14 protein-coding genes are annotated in these 16345 nt (G+C 43.5%); 1 reads left to right on the plus strand and 13 read right to left on the minus strand.

Features of this window, described 5'->3' with window-relative positions; translation table 11 throughout:
• Positions 1-29 precede the first annotated feature (29 nt).
• Entirely contained in the window at positions 30-1385 is a 1356-nt protein-coding gene (locus M5F03_RS14955; protein WP_249682044.1) for an MFS transporter, read from the minus strand.
• A 211-nt stretch (positions 1386-1596) separates the two neighbouring features.
• Between M5F03_RS14955 and M5F03_RS14960 the strand changes: the two genes are divergently transcribed.
• Positions 1597-2367 (plus strand): IclR family transcriptional regulator, encoded by a 771-nt coding sequence (locus tag M5F03_RS14960; protein ID WP_249682035.1) that lies wholly within the window; start codon positions 1597-1599, stop codon positions 2365-2367.
• A gap of 57 nt (positions 2368-2424) precedes the next feature.
• On the opposite strand, the gene M5F03_RS14965 is transcribed toward M5F03_RS14960, so the two are convergent.
• The 12 genes from M5F03_RS14965 to M5F03_RS15020 all read right to left on the minus strand — a co-directional run bounded on the left by M5F03_RS14965 (position 2425) and on the right by M5F03_RS15020 (position 16341).
• A complete protein-coding gene (locus tag M5F03_RS14965; protein ID WP_249708799.1) occupies positions 2425-4848 on the minus strand; it encodes a glucose/quinate/shikimate family membrane-bound PQQ-dependent dehydrogenase in 2424 nt (807 codons plus the stop codon).
• A 178-nt stretch (positions 4849-5026) separates the two neighbouring features.
• Complete coding sequence (locus M5F03_RS14970) at positions 5027-6349, minus strand: carbohydrate porin (protein ID WP_249682025.1); 1323 nt, start codon at positions 6347-6349, stop codon at positions 5027-5029.
• Positions 6350-6409: 60 nt separating this feature from the next.
• Entirely contained in the window at positions 6410-7870 is a 1461-nt protein-coding gene (locus M5F03_RS14975; protein ID WP_249708800.1) for a NosD domain-containing protein, read from the minus strand.
• A gap of 44 nt (positions 7871-7914) precedes the next feature.
• On the minus strand, positions 7915-8775 hold the full coding sequence (aroD, locus tag M5F03_RS14980) for a type I 3-dehydroquinate dehydratase (protein WP_249708801.1): 861 nt from the start codon (positions 8773-8775) through the stop codon (positions 7915-7917).
• 150 nt (positions 8776-8925) lie between these two features.
• A complete protein-coding gene (gene pcaG, locus M5F03_RS14985; RefSeq protein WP_121523374.1) occupies positions 8926-9555 on the minus strand; it encodes a protocatechuate 3,4-dioxygenase subunit alpha in 630 nt (209 codons plus the stop codon).
• A 15-nt stretch (positions 9556-9570) separates the two neighbouring features.
• Complete coding sequence (pcaH, locus tag M5F03_RS14990; protein ID WP_004981392.1) at positions 9571-10296, minus strand: protocatechuate 3,4-dioxygenase subunit beta; 726 nt, start codon at positions 10294-10296, stop codon at positions 9571-9573.
• A 26-nt stretch (positions 10297-10322) separates the two neighbouring features.
• Positions 10323-10757, minus strand: a complete 435-nt coding sequence (gene pcaC, locus M5F03_RS14995) for a 4-carboxymuconolactone decarboxylase (RefSeq protein WP_249708802.1) — start codon at positions 10755-10757, stop codon at positions 10323-10325.
• 14 nt (positions 10758-10771) lie between these two features.
• Complete coding sequence (pcaK, locus tag M5F03_RS15000) at positions 10772-12127, minus strand: 4-hydroxybenzoate transporter PcaK (RefSeq protein WP_168158434.1); 1356 nt, start codon at positions 12125-12127, stop codon at positions 10772-10774.
• Between the two features lie 41 nt (positions 12128-12168).
• Complete coding sequence (pcaD, locus tag M5F03_RS15005; protein WP_121523368.1) at positions 12169-12957, minus strand: 3-oxoadipate enol-lactonase; 789 nt, start codon at positions 12955-12957, stop codon at positions 12169-12171.
• Entirely contained in the window at positions 12954-14309 is a 1356-nt protein-coding gene (gene pcaB / locus M5F03_RS15010) for a 3-carboxy-cis,cis-muconate cycloisomerase (RefSeq protein WP_121523366.1), read from the minus strand. Before pcaB ends, pcaD begins: the two co-directional genes overlap by 4 nt.
• A 22-nt stretch (positions 14310-14331) precedes the next feature.
• On the minus strand, positions 14332-15537 hold the full coding sequence (pcaF, locus tag M5F03_RS15015; RefSeq protein ID WP_121523364.1) for a 3-oxoadipyl-CoA thiolase: 1206 nt from the start codon (positions 15535-15537) through the stop codon (positions 14332-14334).
• Positions 15538-15690: 153 nt separating this feature from the next.
• Positions 15691-16341, minus strand: coding sequence for a 3-oxoacid CoA-transferase subunit B (locus M5F03_RS15020; RefSeq protein WP_121523362.1), 651 nt, complete (start codon positions 16339-16341; stop codon positions 15691-15693).
• Between the last annotated feature and the right edge of the window lie 4 nt (positions 16342-16345).

Below are 16345 nucleotides of genomic sequence, written 5' to 3' on the forward strand. Positions count from 1 at the left end.
ATTCAGTAGATTAGTTTTTTTTGGCAGTTTTATGCCTGTGCGTTGTCTAATTCACGTTGTTGCATTTTTTTGGGAGAGTACACGGTTTTCATAATTAATAATGCGATGATAATTCCCATGGCTGGAAAGGATAAAACCAAGAAAATTTTACTTGCTGGCCATCCTAAACTTAAGAAATAAGCTCCTGCAAATGCACTAGCTACAGCACCTAAGCGTCCAATACCATGCATCCAGCTATTTCCAGTCGCTCGAGCAAAAACTGGATAGAATGCACTTGATATTCCATTGATTCCTGCATTGGCTCCATTCATCCACATACCAATGAAGAAGCACATCATGCTGTACAGCATAAAGTTATGCCCAACTTCACCAATAAAGAGCATAAAGAAAATCGCAATAACATAGGCAATGACCAAACCAAGATATGGATTGAGTTTATCCATCAAGTATCCACATGCAATACAACCAATCGGTCCACCTAACTGATAAATTGCAGTAATTAGAGATGCTTCACTTATACTGAAACCAAACTCATTGCTCATCATCGGTAACCAACTGCCAAGTAGATAAACTACAAACAAACCCGATGCATAACTCCACCACAACAAGAAACTGCCTAAGACATAAAATGGACTGATGACTGTTTTTACTGGGTTATTAACTGTATTGGTTTTAGGTTTTGGTAAAACAATTTCCTTATTGGTCATATCAAAATCAGGTGCAATACGTTTAATTAACGCATTAATCTCTTCTTTTGGATGTTGTTTTAAAACTTTATAGCCAATTGATTCAGGTAGAATAAAAAAAGCGAGCATTGCAAGGATTAAAGGTAATACACCGCCGATAATCATCATGGCGTGCCAATTAAAATGTGGAATCACCCAAGCTGCTAAAAAGCCTCCAATTGCTGCACCAATTGTAAAGCCACTTAAAATAATGGTTACCATTCGGCCATTAATACGCATTGGCGAATAATCTGTGACTAATGTTACAGCTTGTGGCATTACCCCACCCATAAATAAGCCTGCAATTAATCGATATATCATTAATTCAGTCACATTACTTGAAAGGGCAGCGAGTAATGTAAACAATCCAAATCCTATTAGATTAATAATCAATAATTTTTTTCGGCCAAATTTGTCAGCCAATGGACCAGAAATAACCGCACCTAAGGCTAAACCAATCAAGGCCGCACTCATTACAGGTGCCAAGTCTGTGGTACTAATACCCCATTCTTGCTTGATTACAGGTGCTACAAAACCCATAATCGAAATATCGATACCGTCTACAACTACAATCATTAAACACAGAAAAATGACTAATTTCTGTAAAGGAGACACCCTATTTTCATTGATGAACTCCCTTAAATCGACCTGTTGAGTCATACACATGCTCCCTTAGCGTGAACCAGCTTTTAATGCCTTTTCCATGCATCGCTGGTTTTATTCAATTCAGGCCTGCTCTTTTAAATGAGCAGTAAATACTCGCGCGTCACTTTAGATTTATCCCAAACCCTTTTAGGATAGAATCTAAAGGTACTATAATCTGTTTTTAAAATTTTTGGAACACTGTTCCATAAAATATATCAGGATTTTTATGCTTAGTAACAATGATCGTTCACTACAAATTCTTGAAGCGCTATTAAAAGAAGTGAATGGATGCGCACTCAGTCAGCTGTCAACAGATTTGGACATTCCAAAATCAGCAATGCACCGGCTATTAACATCAATGAAAGACATGGGATATATCTATCAAGATGAAATGACCCAGCACTATAAATTAAGTTTGAAAATCGCATCCATGGGATTAACCTACTTATCTTCACGTTCAATCACAGAAACATTTCAACCTTCACTGAATGAACTTGCAGAACAATCTGCTGAACTTGTACGTTTAGGCATGATCGAAGATGAAAGAATTATCTGGATTGCCAAAGCCCAAGGCTCCAAATCAGGGCTAAAATACGACCCTGATTCTGGCAGCATTGCTTATTTGCCAGCATCAGCCTGTGGTCTTGCCTATTTATCGAATATTCCAGCTGACGATTTTTCAAGGATTGTAGAACGTGAAGGCTTTGAAAAAGCAGATCAATTAGGGCCAAACTCACCGAAGAACTTAGATCAATTAACACAAATGGTTGAGGCTTCACGCGAACGTGGTTATGGTCTCATTTCAGATACTTATGAATTGGGCATGACAGCAATGGCTAAAACCATTATTAATCCTCATACCAACAAGCCATTTGGTACAGTAAGTATTGCAGGCCCCTCATTCCGTCTGAATGACAAGCGAGTAGAAGAATTGAGTCCAGCATTGATTGCAACTGCTGAAAAATTAGGTGAAATTGTTCACCTTGCGCATCTATAATTTATAAACCACTTATAAAAACAGACTGATATAAGTCAGTCTGTTTTTATATCTATTCTATTTTTTTAGTGTATAAGCAATTACAAAATCACCATGATCTAGTGACTGACGTGCCCCTCCTGCGGAAATGACTACATATTGCTTACCTGTTTTTGGAGAAATGTAGCTGATTGGTGTACCCTGACTCCCCACAGGTAAACGTGCTTTCCAAAGTTCTTCACCATTCGAAGAGTTGAATGCACGTAAATAGTAATCTTGTGTGGCCGCAAAGAATACTAAACCACCTTGAGTTGCCATTGGACCACCAATTGTTGGCATACCAATCGGAGCTTTTAAGCCCATTTTAATGCCCATTGGTCCAGTATCTTGCACTGTACCTAAAGGTACCTGCCAAGCCACTTGACGGGTTTTCATATCAATTGCCGTCATAGTTCCGAAAGGTGGTTTTTGACATGGAATGCCCAATACCGACATGAAGCGGTTTTTATTCACTTTATACGGTGTACCTTTCATCGGCACTGCGCCCATACCAGTATTAACCTTCTCTCCCCCATTAGCTTCAAGTTTTAAGTCTTCAGGTGTTTGTTTAATCAGCTGAATCCACAGCCCAAGACGCATGTCGTTGACAAACATATAATGATGCGTTGGGTCAAATGCGATACTGCCCCAGTTCATCCCGCCCAACGAGCCCGGAAAACTTAAAGAAATATCAGATCCTGGTGCAGTGAAAAGACCATCATAACGCATGGATTTAAAGTTAATACGACACATCAATTGGTCAAATGGAGTTGCACCCCACATGTCCGATTCAGTCAAAGTTTGATTGCCAATTTGTGGCATTTCAATTGAACGTGGTTGGGTTGCACTGTATTGCTCATCAGGGATATCTGCAGCTTTTACAGGCTGTTCAATGACTTTAGTTAAAGGCTTGCCTGTCACACGGTCGAGTACAAAGAACTGCCCTGACTTGGTGCCAACTACAACAGCAGGTTTGGTTTGCCCATTTTGCATTGGAAAATCGACCAAGCTTGGCTGCATGGGTAAATCAAAGTCCCAAAGGTCATTATGAACAGTTTGATAAACCCACTTTTCTTTACCTGTGGTTGCATCCAAAGCCAAAATGGAAGAATTGTACTTATGATCTAAGGGTTGACGGTTTCCGCCCCAGACATCGACCGATGAACTTCCCATCGGTAAAAACACCGTGTTCATTTGTGGGTCGTAGGACATTGCAGCCCAAGAGTTAGCTGAACTACGTTTATAGACTTCCCCTGGTTTGAGGACATAATTTGGATTTGGGTTGCGCGGATCAAAAGCCCAACGCAGCTGTCCAGTAATCACATCATAGGCACGAATCACACCACCCGGCATATCCGCTGCAAAGTTGTCAGCAATACGACTCCCGACAATGATGCTGGTGCCTGCAATGGTTGGTGCCGAAGTGACTTCAAAACGAGGTGCTTGCGTGCCCGCACCTAGACCTTCCAGTAAGTTCACTGTTCCATCGACACCAAAGTCTTTACATCTTTCGCCGGTATCGGCATTTACTGCAATTAAACGACCATCAGGTGTATTGGTATAAACACGACGTGGACATGCGGTATTATTTGCCACCGCTCTAACTGTACTTGCACCTGCTAAAGTCGGTTGTACCAAGGCTTGAGTTGAGTCAAAGTAACCCACACCACGGCAACGTTCCCAAGCATCGGCTTTTGAGTTCACTTCGGCCTTCCAGATTTGTTTACCTGTGTCAGCATCTAAGGCAATAATATTGTTATGCGGCGTACATAAAAAAACTTTATCGCCCACCTGTAAAGGCGTGAGCTGGTCTTCTGCGCCATTACCCGTACCTGTGGTTATATCACCTGTTTGAAAACGCCATGCTTCCTTCAACTGGGATACATTATTACGATTAATCTGATCCAACGCAGTAAAACGACTTCCACCAGCATCATTACCATAGTGCGACCAATTCACTTGTTGAGTTTGAGCCGTTACAGGCACTAGAGGTAGCTCTTCACCACTGGCTTTTACCGTTGGATGTGGAATAAACATGCCATATAAACCACCCAGCATACCTAACACCGTCAAACCACCTAAGGCATAAGCAGGTGCTGAAGGTGCAATTTGAAATTGGTACTTATGAATAGCAGGTAAAGTAAAACACAGTGCGGCAAATAAACCCGCAGGAAACATTAACCGTGAATGGAGTGCCCAAAAATCCCAACCTGCATCAAACAGTGCCCAAACCACGGTTCCAAGAAAAACCAGTGCAAAAATCCAGACACCCAATGCTTTTTTTCTAAAAATAAACACTGCGGAAATAGTGGTCAATAAACCTGCTATCAGGAAGTACCAAGAACCTCCCAGACTAATCAGCTTTCCGCCACCAATTACATAAAATACACCTGTCAGTAATAAAGCCAAGCCTAATATAAAGCACCATATTTTAAATATGGGTCGAGATTGCACTTCGGACATACTTTTTACTCCAAATGCTGTGTTTTAAATGATCGCTTCTACTTTGTTATGAGCATCATTCACACCAGATCCAAATTTTGAGCATCCGCATTTTTTTGCTTCAGCAATGAAAAAAAGAGTGTTTAAATTCAGCAACGGTATTGCTTATATTTTAAACACTCCCTTACTTTAAATATGATTAAAAATTCACCTTAACACTAAGGCCCGCTACCCAAGCATCATCCACTTCTTTCACACCAGAAGGTTGATAGATATATTGTAGGTTGGGTCTGAGCATTACCGCAGGAGACCACTGATAGGTATAGTTCAACTCAACATTGAGTTCGTCATGTTGAATTGGGACATAATCGCTGGCAAGCGCGTCATAACTGTAATAACCACGGCCTTGGTTAGTGGCGATTTGCTTGTCCGTCACACGGTCATTCACTACATAGTTAGCCAATCCAAAACCAATAGAATCATTTGAACGGCTATCAAAAGGACCTTTGTACCAAAGTGCCAGTTGTTGTGTACTTTCTACAGCGGTCGTGTCTCGGTCATTGATGACCCCATTGAAACTGATATATAAACCTCGCTTCGGATCAGCCCCGTGTTGAGTCAGTTGTTGTTGTGCATTCAACCAGAAACTATATTTTCCATTGTGGATTTCTCCTGATGTGCCAACATCTTTAGCTTCTGCTGTGGAATACAGTGCACCGAGTTTATATTCGCCCGGTAAACTATTAAATGTGGCAAGTTTTGGTTTCCAAGCCAGTTCGACTGGAATGGTCGCCCCTTCGACATTGTCCATATCGAGGTTAAAGCCATCACTGTCTGAATCTGTTTTGACATTGTCTGGGTTGACTTCATAGACCCCAACACCAAGTGACCAGTCTGGTGCAAATTGGTATTTCACATTGGTGCCCCATAAGCTGACAGGCCAGTTATACCAAATCGAACCGATGGACTTACCTAACTGTCCACCACACAAAAGTAAGTTCTGAAACTCACATTGCGAGCTGTTAAAGTCATCAGACATGCCCATACGACCAATCTTAAATTGGACACGGTTGTCGTCAAATCCTGTTTTGATCCATGCTTGGGTCAAACGCCAAATTTTGCCACGACCATAAATTTCTTGGCTGTTGCCCAAGGTGCTGGCACGAGGGTCTTTAATGCGTTCAAGTGTTAAGGCATTACCATCACGCTTAGTCACCATAATTGCTGCGGAGGTATTTTCCCAACCTGCAATTTTGTTTAAATCAAAATTGGCACCTAAGGTCAACTGTGCAGCATTGTCAAAACTTCTGTCATCGTTATAGCCACCAGCCAAATTGGTCGCTGCTTGGCTCATAATCGAAGCTGTAAATTTATAACCTTGATCTTCCAGCTGCTTCCGCTCACCGTTCCAATCACCGAATAACCATTGACGGTCTGCTGAATAAAAATCATTGGCTGAAGCCAATTGGCAACCAAATAATGCCAATGAAAGTGTGCCGATTCTTAATAATTGTTGTTGCATCCCAAATATCCTTTTTTGTGAGAAAAGCTCAACTCAAGTGAGCTTTTCATGCGGTTTTTATTATTTAATGCGAACGGCTGGACTCAGTTCAGAAGTTGCCCCCAAGTGGTCAGTAACATTGGCTGTCACATTGGCCACATCACTTGCCACTTTCCATATTGCTTGACCTTGACCTTGTGTATTGGTTGTCACAACTTGACTCCCTAGATACTGTTCAGCTTCTTGACTATTCGCTTGACGATTAGCAAAGAACTCAACCTGATAACGCTGATTTGGTTTTGCCTGAACTGTAGCGGTGACCTGAGCTTTTTTAAAGGTTAAACGTGGCGCTTGGATATTTTGGTTTGGCATCGCATTACAGCTTTGTTCATTCGAATGTGTACAGGTTTTTTGCAGATTCGCCGTTTCAATGACTACACCACCCCCACGAGAACCGACAAAGCCAGCATGTTCAAGCGCAGGCACATCAAAAACAATGGCACCCACACGCTGATCTGGAACACACGAACCACCCGCTTCACAGCGTTTAATATCTTTACCATTGTCCCAAATTAGGTTTTTGGTTAGGGTGGTACGAGCATTGGCATCTTTTTCAGAACGAATGGCAATCCCTAAACGGTTACCATGCACTTTATTGCTGTCAAAAATGTTGCCATCACCGGTGAGGTTAAAGCCAATTGAGTTGTTAGTCAGTTCGTTATAAGCAATGTAATTGCGCTTACCCCAGTTGATTTGCAAACCATCCGAGTAGTTTTCAAATTTGTTGCCAACCACGGCATTGTCATTGCCCCACAAAATTTCGATACCTTGCGACGGTTCTGGATTGGCTTTGGTTGAAGTAAATAGATTGTTGGCCACAAGGTTAAATGCCGCGCCACGGGTAAGCTCAAGACCATCTCCATTATCTACAAACAAGTTGTTCAAAACTTTGTTGTTATTGGTAGTGGTCGAAGTCGGATTACCCTTACCGTCATCACCCGTCAACATCACGCCTGAACCACCGTAGTTATTACTAATACGGTTATATTGAATCAAGTTATTGCTTGAACGGTTCACCAATACACCAATACAGAAACGATGAATATCAAGACCTTTTAAGGTCACGCCATTCACATCTTGCAGCACCAGACCGGGTAAAGTTGTTGTGCGGACATTGGTACCATACTGTTCAGCATTTGCCCCCGGGCAGGCTTTAGCGCCTTCACCTTTAATATAATTTGAACCATCAATCGCAATAAACTCGCCTGTTTTGTCCCATTGCGTCCCGATGATCTTTACTGAAGATTTGATCGGTGGTAAAGGCTGATTCAGTTTAATTGCATAGGGGGCTTTACCCACAGCTTGGATTTGAATTTCATTTTCTTGTGTCGCATTGGCATTCGATTGTTCAATCGCCCAACGCAGTGAACCTTTTGCACTATCGTCCTGATAACGATCCACAATATAAGTTTCTGCACTGGCCAAACCTGATGCCACTAAACTCAAAACCAATGTGGTCAAACGTAAAGTTGATGGTTTCATATTTTAAATCCTTTTCTATCCTTGAACATGAATAACGCAGTGCATTAAGGGGTTGGTTGTACAGTTTTCAGCAAATGTTTGAGTTGAGTCACATCAATTTGACCCGGTGCAGAAGCTTCACCAATCATGCCAAAACTTAGGCTGCCGCCCATGTTGGCAGTCGCCACACGTGAAATGGTGCCTAACTGTCCCATCGACATAGTCAATAGTGGTTTTTGACTTATTTGCCTGACGGCCAAGGTGGCATTCATGAGGGTAAAGACATCTTGTTTTGACTTTGGCATTACCGCAATTTTCAAAATGTCGGCACCCATCTGATCTTGTTTTAGCAGACGGTTTTCAATGTCTTGTTGCTTAGGTGTTTTTGCAAAATCATGATTCGACATGATCACCAACACGTTCTTTTCATGTGCCAATTGGGTTAATTTCGCTACACTGCCAGCATCGCGGAACATTTCGATATCCAGCAATTGCATAAATGGCTTTTTCAGGTATTCACGATAAATCTTTTCATAGTCTTGGTCAGACACCGTCATTTTTCCACCTTCGTTATGAGTACGAATGGTCGCGATCAACGGTTTGTCTTTTAAAATTTGATTCAGCTGCTGACCCAGTGCTATCACTTTTTTAGTGTCCGCAGAAAATTCCAATAAGTCGATACGAAACTCAGCCAAATCGACATCAGGATTGCTGGCAATCACTTGCGCTTGGGCCATGGCTTGCTCTGCTGTCTTTGCGGTAATCGGCACAATAGTTTTGACAGGTAAGTCACCAATATTGACGTTTTTGACCATATAGTGTTGTGCATGAGATTGAGCCGATTCAGCTGCAAATGCAGATGGCATTGCGGCGATAACAGCACTGCTTAAGCAGAGTTGCATTGCTAATTTTTTAATTGTCATCATTACATTTCCTTGTATTTTCAAACTATTGTCTGACTTTTATCATCATCCGCAAACATACGTGGGATTCATGCAATGGGACATGCAATCACCACGTATAAACTTCTATCTATTCGACTCGTGCAAGATGTCCTGCACCAAGCCTTCGGTAGTTTAGATATCTAAAAACACCGTTTCATCTTCGCCTTGTATACGAATATCGAAACGATAAACCACTTCACCATCACGTTCTTCGCGCTTAGCAATTAAGGTCTGACGACGTGGTGCCCATTCAATGCCTTTCAGTACAGGATCTTGTGCATTCGCTTCCGCTTCATCTTCAAAATACACACGGGTATTCAAGCCAATGTTAATCCCGCGAGCAAAGATGATCAGTGCAATATGCGGTGCCTGAGTTGTGCCTTTACGTCCCGGAACAGCACCCGGTTTAATGGTATTGAAACTCCAAAAACCAGTTTCAAAGTCTGCCCCTGTACGTCCCCAACCGAAGAAGTTTGGATCAACTGCTTTGCATTGAATATCGGCTGCACTTGGATACACACCGTTGGCATCCGCCTGCCAGATTTCAATCAATACATCACGTAACGGTAAACCTAAGCCGTCAAACACTTGACCTTCTAAGCGAATACGTTCGCCTAAAGTATTTTCTTTAACTAGCTGGTTGTTAAAGTTATTTTCAAAGACTTCAATGTTGGCCTGTTGGGGCAACAAACCAATGTGTACGTATGGTCCACCTGTTTGAGATGGCGTTTCATGCAATTCTTGAAAGTTCCAATGGTTCATGTTGTTCTCCCTGAATTAAGTCAAATCATTTTCGAAATAAGTCGCACGACGACCACGTAAAGTGATGTCAAAACGATAACAACGGCTATCTGCTTCAATGAAGTTGCTCTTGTCTTCTAAAGCAATCAATGCACGACGTTGTTCTTCCGAAGGAATGGTTTTAATAATTGGACACGAATCAATCAGCGTATCGCCTTCAAAGTAGAACTGCGAAATAAGACGCTGCGCCCAACCATCGGCTAGTAAAGAGAAATGGATATGTGCAGGACGCCATTCGTTAATACGGTTACGCCAAGGATATGGACCCGGTTTAATGGTACGGAATACAAAATAACCATTGGCATCAGTCATCATACGACCACAGCCGCCAAAGTTCGGGTCCATTGCACCAATAAATTGGTCATTTGGATGACGATAACGACCTGAAGCATTGGCTTGCCACACTTCGAGCAATGCATTTTTAACTGGGCGCCCAAACTGATCACGGACATAACCATGCACAATAATACGCTCACCAATCGGCAAACCTTCTTTGGCATAGTTCAAAATTAAATCGTTATCTTTAGGTCCAAACTGTTCGGCACTAAACTGTGGTGAAGTCACTTCAGTTAAGGTTTCAGCAATTGAAATCAATGCATTTTTTGGCGAGCGTAATACACTGGTTTTATAGCCGGGTGCATATGCTGGCGGGTGATCTTCGGTATTACGTTGTGCATAAGCACCTAAAATAAGTTGCGACATCTGACGTCCCTCTTAATCTTGTTCCATTACTCTTGATTCATTTGTTCTTGGCTAAGTTGCTGTTCACTCAGCTTTTGCGAGGCAATACCCAAATCTGCAAAAACTTCTTCTGCCATGTGCATGGCTGCATTGGCTGCAGGTAAACCGGCATACAGTGAACAGTGCAAAATCAACTCTTTTAAGTCGTCCTTGGTCACACCATTGTTAAAACAAGCACGTAAATGCATACGCAATTCATCTTCACGGCCCAATGCTAATAAAACGGCAATGGTGACTAAGCTACGGGTATGGCGCGGCATGCCTGGTCTAGACCAGACCTCGCCCCACGCAAAACGGCTAATAAAGTTTTGGAAGTCGGCATTGAAATCATTCAAGTTCTCAAGTGAACGACCGACATGCTTTTCACCCAGCACTTCTGTGCGTACAGTGATTCCTTGTTCATAACGTTGTTCATCATTCATGGGAGAAACCTCAATTAAGTCGCATCGGTATGTGCGACCAATGATTTAACAAAAATAGCGACTGCTGCTGCTGTTGCTGGAATTAACAGCAGACTTAAAATGGCAGTAAACGACCAGTCATTGCCCAGTAAAACTGCGCCGATCCAAGCACCAAATACCGCACCGAAACGACCAATCCCAGACATCCACGCCACACCTGTTGCACGGCATTGCGTCGGGTAAAAACGAGCGCTGAGTGCTGGCATAGCCGACTGTGCACCATTAATCGCAACACCCGCACAAAGCACTAAAATGGCAAGTAAGGTTGGATTTGCTAAGCTCTGACCAACAGCAAAGGCAAATATCCCAGCAACAAAGTAGAAGCCTGCAATAATACGGTTTGGGTTGAAACGGTCCATTGCCCAGCCAATAAATAAAGCACTGAGGACACCGCCAAACTGGAATAAGCCACCAATAAATGCAGCGCGTTCCATGGTTGCGCCAGTTTCACGCATCAAGGTTGGTAACCAACTGGTGAGTAGATAAATCATTACCAAACCCATGAAATAGGTCAGCCACAATAAAACCGTACCTTTGACATATTTCTGAGAGAACAGCATGCTAAACACACCTTTCTTCTCTGCACCTTCAGTTTTTTCTTCAGGTACATGAAACTCAGTAACACCCTGTACTTGCGTCGGTGCAATACGCGTTAGAATTTTGCGGACTTTTTCGCTGTCACGACCTTTCACAATCAAGAAACGATAGGATTCTGGCAGGAAGAAAATTACCAAGATCATCAAGATCAGTGGCGACCAGCCGCCCAGTAAAAATAAGCTGTGCCAACCAAAGGTTGGGATCAACCAACTACTAATGAAACCGCCTGTCGCCATACCCAAGTTGTATCCACAGAACATACAAGTCACTAGTAACGAGCGTGATCGCTGTGGGCAATATTCAGAAAATAGTGTGGTTGCATTCGGCATCGCAGCACCCAAGCCAATACCGGTTAAAAAGCGCAGGACCACCAAGGTATTTAAGTCAGCTGCATATGCCGATGCCAAAGTAAAGCCACCGAAAATCAGCATCGAAACACTTAAAACAATCTTTCGCCCAAAGCGGTCAGCGGTTGGACCAGACACTAGAGCACCAATGATCATGCCACCTAAAGCCGCACTCATGACTGGACCCAATTGCGAGCGGTCTATTCCCCAGTCTTGTGCCAAGGCTGGAGCAATAAAACCCATTGCCGCAGTATCAATACCGTCAACAAAAACTATGAGAAAACATACAATTGCGATCAACCACTGATATTTGCTAATCGGTGCATCATTAATCAGTGCTTGTGCGTCTATACTCGTTTTTTGAGTAGCGTATTCCTGAGACGCCATACCTGCCTCCTTGGGCTGAAAGTCCTTTTAAAATCCTTAAACTATTGAATCGATCCAATGAACTGACTGAGGGTTTGGGTAAACAGCTCAGATTGCTCAATATTGGAAAGATGCGATGCATCAATCACCGCAAGTTCACTCTTTTGAATCTGTTGTTGCATAAAGACGCCATCTGCCACTGTCGTGACTGGATCAAATGCGCCTGCAATCACTAAAGTAGGAATCTGAATCTGTTGAATTTGAGTAGATAGATCTGCTTGCGCGAGCGCTCGGCAAGATTCTGCATAGCCCAGTGCTGGCGTAGTGGCTAAAGATTGAATGGTGCGCTGCGCCAAAGCATCGTGTTGATAATCAAACTGCTCACTAAACCAGCGTGTATGCGTAGTCGCGACCAAGTCTGCTAAGCCATTGGCTGTTACAGCGTCTGCACGAGCATTCCAACCTTGTTCAGTCCAAATTTTGGCTGCTGAGTTCGCCACAGTGATACTATGAAAACGATTTGCATGATGAATACCAAGCCACAAAGCCGTCATGCCGCCCATTGAAATCCCGCAAAAATGCGCTTTTTCAATGTTTAAACCGTTCAGAATATCAATCACATCTTCTGCAAGGTTTTGTACAGTGGTCTGCTCAATCACATCACTTTGCCCATGACCACGCGTGTCATAAGTCACCACTTTGAACTGTTGTTCAAATGCCGCAACTTGCGGCTGCCACATGCCTTTATCTGTACCCAATGAGTTTGAAAATACAATCACAGGTGCATGGTCTTGCCCACTGATTGCAACAGATAAAGTCTTGCCTTGACGATTGGTCATCGTGATATTCACTTTGCCTCTCCTTTTGCTTCCCGCAAAACCGCATCAATCTGGTCTTGAATATTGCCAAGATATGACTCGGGTTTAAAAATTTCTGAAATCTGAGCGGCACTAAAATAGGTTTTGACTGGATCGAGTTCAGTCATGACCTCTTTTAAGTGAACACCTTTTTCAACCGCTGATTTACATGCTGCTTCAACAATATAATGTGCCTGTAAGCGCCCCATATGCGGTGCCAAAGCCATCATGACCGCTTCCGCCATAATTAACCCTTGGGTACATTCCAAATTACGCTGCATGTTCTCGGCATTAACTTGCATGCCTTGTAATACGTCTAAAGTCCGCTCTAAAGCGCCTGCACACAGTTGGAAAATTTCAGGCAATGCCAACCATTCTGCATGCCATCCACCTAGACTACGCTCATGTTCCTGAACCATGCTTTGGTACAAACTCGACATCAGCACAGGTACACGGTTGGCTGCTGCCAAAACGGATGCCGCAGCGACAGGATTACGCTTATGTGGCATCGTCGATGACCCACCACGCCCTTTCGCTGCTGGCTCAAATACTTCTGCAATTTCAGTTTGCATCATCAACGACCAGTCACGCGCCATTTTGCCCAAACTACCTGTCACTATCGCTAGAACACTCGCCACTTCGACAATACGGTCGCGCTCGCCATGCCAAGTACAATTTGGGACTGAAAGCTGTAGCTGAACGGAATAAGCATGAACTACCGCTGTTCCTTGAGATTGCAATGAAGCCAATGAACCAACGGCACCGCCTAATTGAGCAGTAAAAACACGTGCTTTCATGGCTTCAATACGGGCTAAATCACGATGAAATGCCGAGGCCCAACGCGCGAATTTATGCCCCAAAGTAATCGGCAACCCTTGCTGCAACCATGTGCGCCCAATCATCACTTGTGCACGATACTGTTCAGCTTCTGTCAATGCAGTGCGGTAACATTGGTGAATTAAAGCTTCAACATGCGTCATTGCAGCACGACATTGCAAAATACAGGCAGTGTCTAAAATGTCTTGACTGGTTGCGCCCCAATGCACATAACGCGCAGCATCTTCATCACTTTTTTTCACAATCGCAGTTAATTGCTTCACAAAAGGAATCGCGATATTGCCCGCCAAACCTGTTGCAATCGCTAATGCATCAAAGTCAATCTGATCAATTGCAGTTGCTGCAATGTTTGAAATTGCTGTTGCCGCAGATTCTGGAATAACACCGACCTGAGCCTGCGCTTGTGCCAAGGCAACTTCAGCCTCAATCATGTATGACACCAACGCGCGATCACTGAAAATTTCAGTCACCTCGTTTTGGTAAAATAAGCTGGCATATAACTGGCTCATGATCGCTATCCTTAAATCTGCTTTAAACGCGCTGAATAATCATTGCAATGCCTTGGCCGACACCAATACACATCGAACACAGGGCATACGTCCCACCCGTTTGTTCTAACTGGTTTAAAGCTGTCGTGACCAAACGTGCGCCCGATGCACCGAGTGGATGACCAATCGCAATCGCACCGCCATTTGGATTTACTTGTGGGGTGTCATCTGCCAGACCTAAATCACGTGTAACGGCCAGTGCCTGTGCTGCAAAGGCTTCATTCAACTCAATCACATCCATCTGCTCTAATGTCAGATTGGCTTGTTTCAGTAACTTTTTGATGGCAGGTGCAGGTGCAAAACCCATAATGCGTGGTTCTACACCCACTGCTGTTGATGCAATGATCTTGGCACGGGGTTTAAGTTGGTACCGCTCAACCGCTTGTTCTGAAGCAATCAGTACAGCAGCCGCACCGTCATTGATGCCTGATGCATTCCCCGCAGTGACGGTGCCTTCTGCTTTCACAACTGGCTTCAGTTTTGCCAAACCTTCTAGTGTGGTCGATGCACGTGGATGTTCATCCGTGTCGATCACAATTAGATCACCCTTACGCTGTGCAATACTCACAGGGATGATCTCATGTGTAAAAAAGCCTTGAGCTTGCGCGGTTGCGGTGCGCTGTTGACTCGTCAAGGCAAACTGGTCTTGATCTGCACGATCAATATTAAATTGTTGTGCCACGTTTTCTGCGGTTTGCGGCATGGTGTCTACACCATACATCGCTTTGAGCTTTGGATTGATAAAACGCCAGCCCATAGTGGTATCTTCAATCTTTTGACTACGGCCATAGGCAGTTTCTGATTTGCCCATGACAAAAGGTGCACGCGACATACTTTCGACGCCACCAGCAATGATTAAATCCGCTTCGCCGGCTTTAATCGCACGGGCTGCCATCGCAATCGCATCCAAAGATGAACCACATAAACGGTTGATGGTGGTCGCTGGAACTTCGACCGGTAAACCTGCCAACAAGGCCGACATACGTCCGACATTACGGTTGTCTTCACCGGCTTGGTTGGCACAACCATAAATCACATCATCGACTTGTTTCCAATCAACACTAGGGTTACGCTGCATTAAGGCTTGAATAGGCACGGCACCCAAGTCATCAGCACGCACTGGGGCGAGTCCACCCGCATAACGGCCAAATGGAGTACGGATAGCATCTATAATATAAGCATCTTTCATTTTCAATCTTGTCCTTAGAAACCCCTAAATCCACCTGTAATAAAAAGGTACTTTTTCTGGGAGTATTCTTTTCAATTCTTCAATCCGTTAAATGTAGTTACTCCCTTTTTTAAAAAGGCAGTGAGAGATTTAAGAAAATCGCATTCGTAAATTCTATTGCGTTGCATCCACTAAAGTTGCACCTGTCATTGCCTGCAATTCTGCAAAGCCTAAACCTTCAACTTTTTCAATTACCTTCATACCCTCAGGTGTCACATCAATAACACACAGGTCGGTGTAAATGCGGTCTACGCACTTCAAACCTGTCGCTGGATAAGTAAGCTCAGCAACAATCTTCGGTTCACCTTTTTTTGTCACATGGTCGGTAGTGATAAAGACTTTTTTTGCACCTACGGCCAAATCCATTGCACCACCCACTGCAGGAATTGCATCTGGTGCACCGGTATGCCAGTTGGCTAAGTCGCCATTTTCCGCCACCTGAAAAGCCCCAAGCACCGCAATATCTAAATGGCCACCACGCATCATGGCAAATGAATCACCGTGATGAAAGAAAGCACCACCATCGAGTAAAGTTACAAACTCTTTACCCGCATTGATCAGTTCGGGATCACGGTCTTCTTCAGCAGGTGGCGGACCGAAAGCTAAAAGACCATTTTCAGAGTGTAAAAATACATCTTTGTCGCTTGGTAAATAGCTTGAAATCTTGGTGGGTAGTCCAATACCTAAGTTGACATAAGCCCCATCAGGAATATCTTGTGCAACACGTTCAGCAATTTGATTACGGCTTAATTTGGTATAACTCATTTTT

This window comes from Acinetobacter amyesii, assembly GCF_023499985.1.
Classification (GTDB): Bacteria; Pseudomonadota; Gammaproteobacteria; order Pseudomonadales; family Moraxellaceae; genus Acinetobacter; species Acinetobacter amyesii.

What these genes read in the sequence shown, in the direction of transcription:
- pcaF (WP_121523364.1), bottom strand. Translation starts at nt 15,537, where the DNA reads ATGAAAGATGCTTATATTATAGATGCTATCCGTACTCCATTTGGCCGT.
- M5F03_RS14965 (WP_249708799.1), bottom strand. Translation starts at nt 4,848, where the DNA reads ATGTCCGAAGTGCAATCTCGACCCATATTTAAAATATGGTGCTTTATA.
- pcaB (WP_121523366.1), bottom strand. Translation starts at nt 14,309, where the DNA reads ATGAGCCAGTTATATGCCAGCTTATTTTACCAAAACGAGGTGACTGAA.
- M5F03_RS14970 (WP_249682025.1), bottom strand. Translation starts at nt 6,349, where the DNA reads ATGCAACAACAATTATTAAGAATCGGCACACTTTCATTGGCATTATTT.
- M5F03_RS14955 (WP_249682044.1), bottom strand. Translation starts at nt 1,385, where the DNA reads ATGACTCAACAGGTCGATTTAAGGGAGTTCATCAATGAAAATAGGGTG.
- pcaC (WP_249708802.1), bottom strand. Translation starts at nt 10,757, where the DNA reads ATGAATGATGAACAACGTTATGAACAAGGAATCACTGTACGCACAGAA.
- M5F03_RS14975 (WP_249708800.1), bottom strand. Translation starts at nt 7,870, where the DNA reads ATGAAACCATCAACTTTACGTTTGACCACATTGGTTTTGAGTTTAGTG.
- pcaH (WP_004981392.1), bottom strand. Translation starts at nt 10,296, where the DNA reads ATGTCGCAACTTATTTTAGGTGCTTATGCACAACGTAATACCGAAGAT.
- aroD (WP_249708801.1), bottom strand. Translation starts at nt 8,775, where the DNA reads ATGATGACAATTAAAAAATTAGCAATGCAACTCTGCTTAAGCAGTGCT.
- pcaK (WP_168158434.1), bottom strand. Translation starts at nt 12,127, where the DNA reads ATGGCGTCTCAGGAATACGCTACTCAAAAAACGAGTATAGACGCACAA.
- M5F03_RS14960 (WP_249682035.1), top strand. Translation starts at nt 1,597, where the DNA reads ATGCTTAGTAACAATGATCGTTCACTACAAATTCTTGAAGCGCTATTA.
- M5F03_RS15020 (WP_121523362.1), bottom strand. Translation starts at nt 16,341, where the DNA reads ATGAGTTATACCAAATTAAGCCGTAATCAAATTGCTGAACGTGTTGCA.
- pcaG (WP_121523374.1), bottom strand. Translation starts at nt 9,555, where the DNA reads ATGAACCATTGGAACTTTCAAGAATTGCATGAAACGCCATCTCAAACA.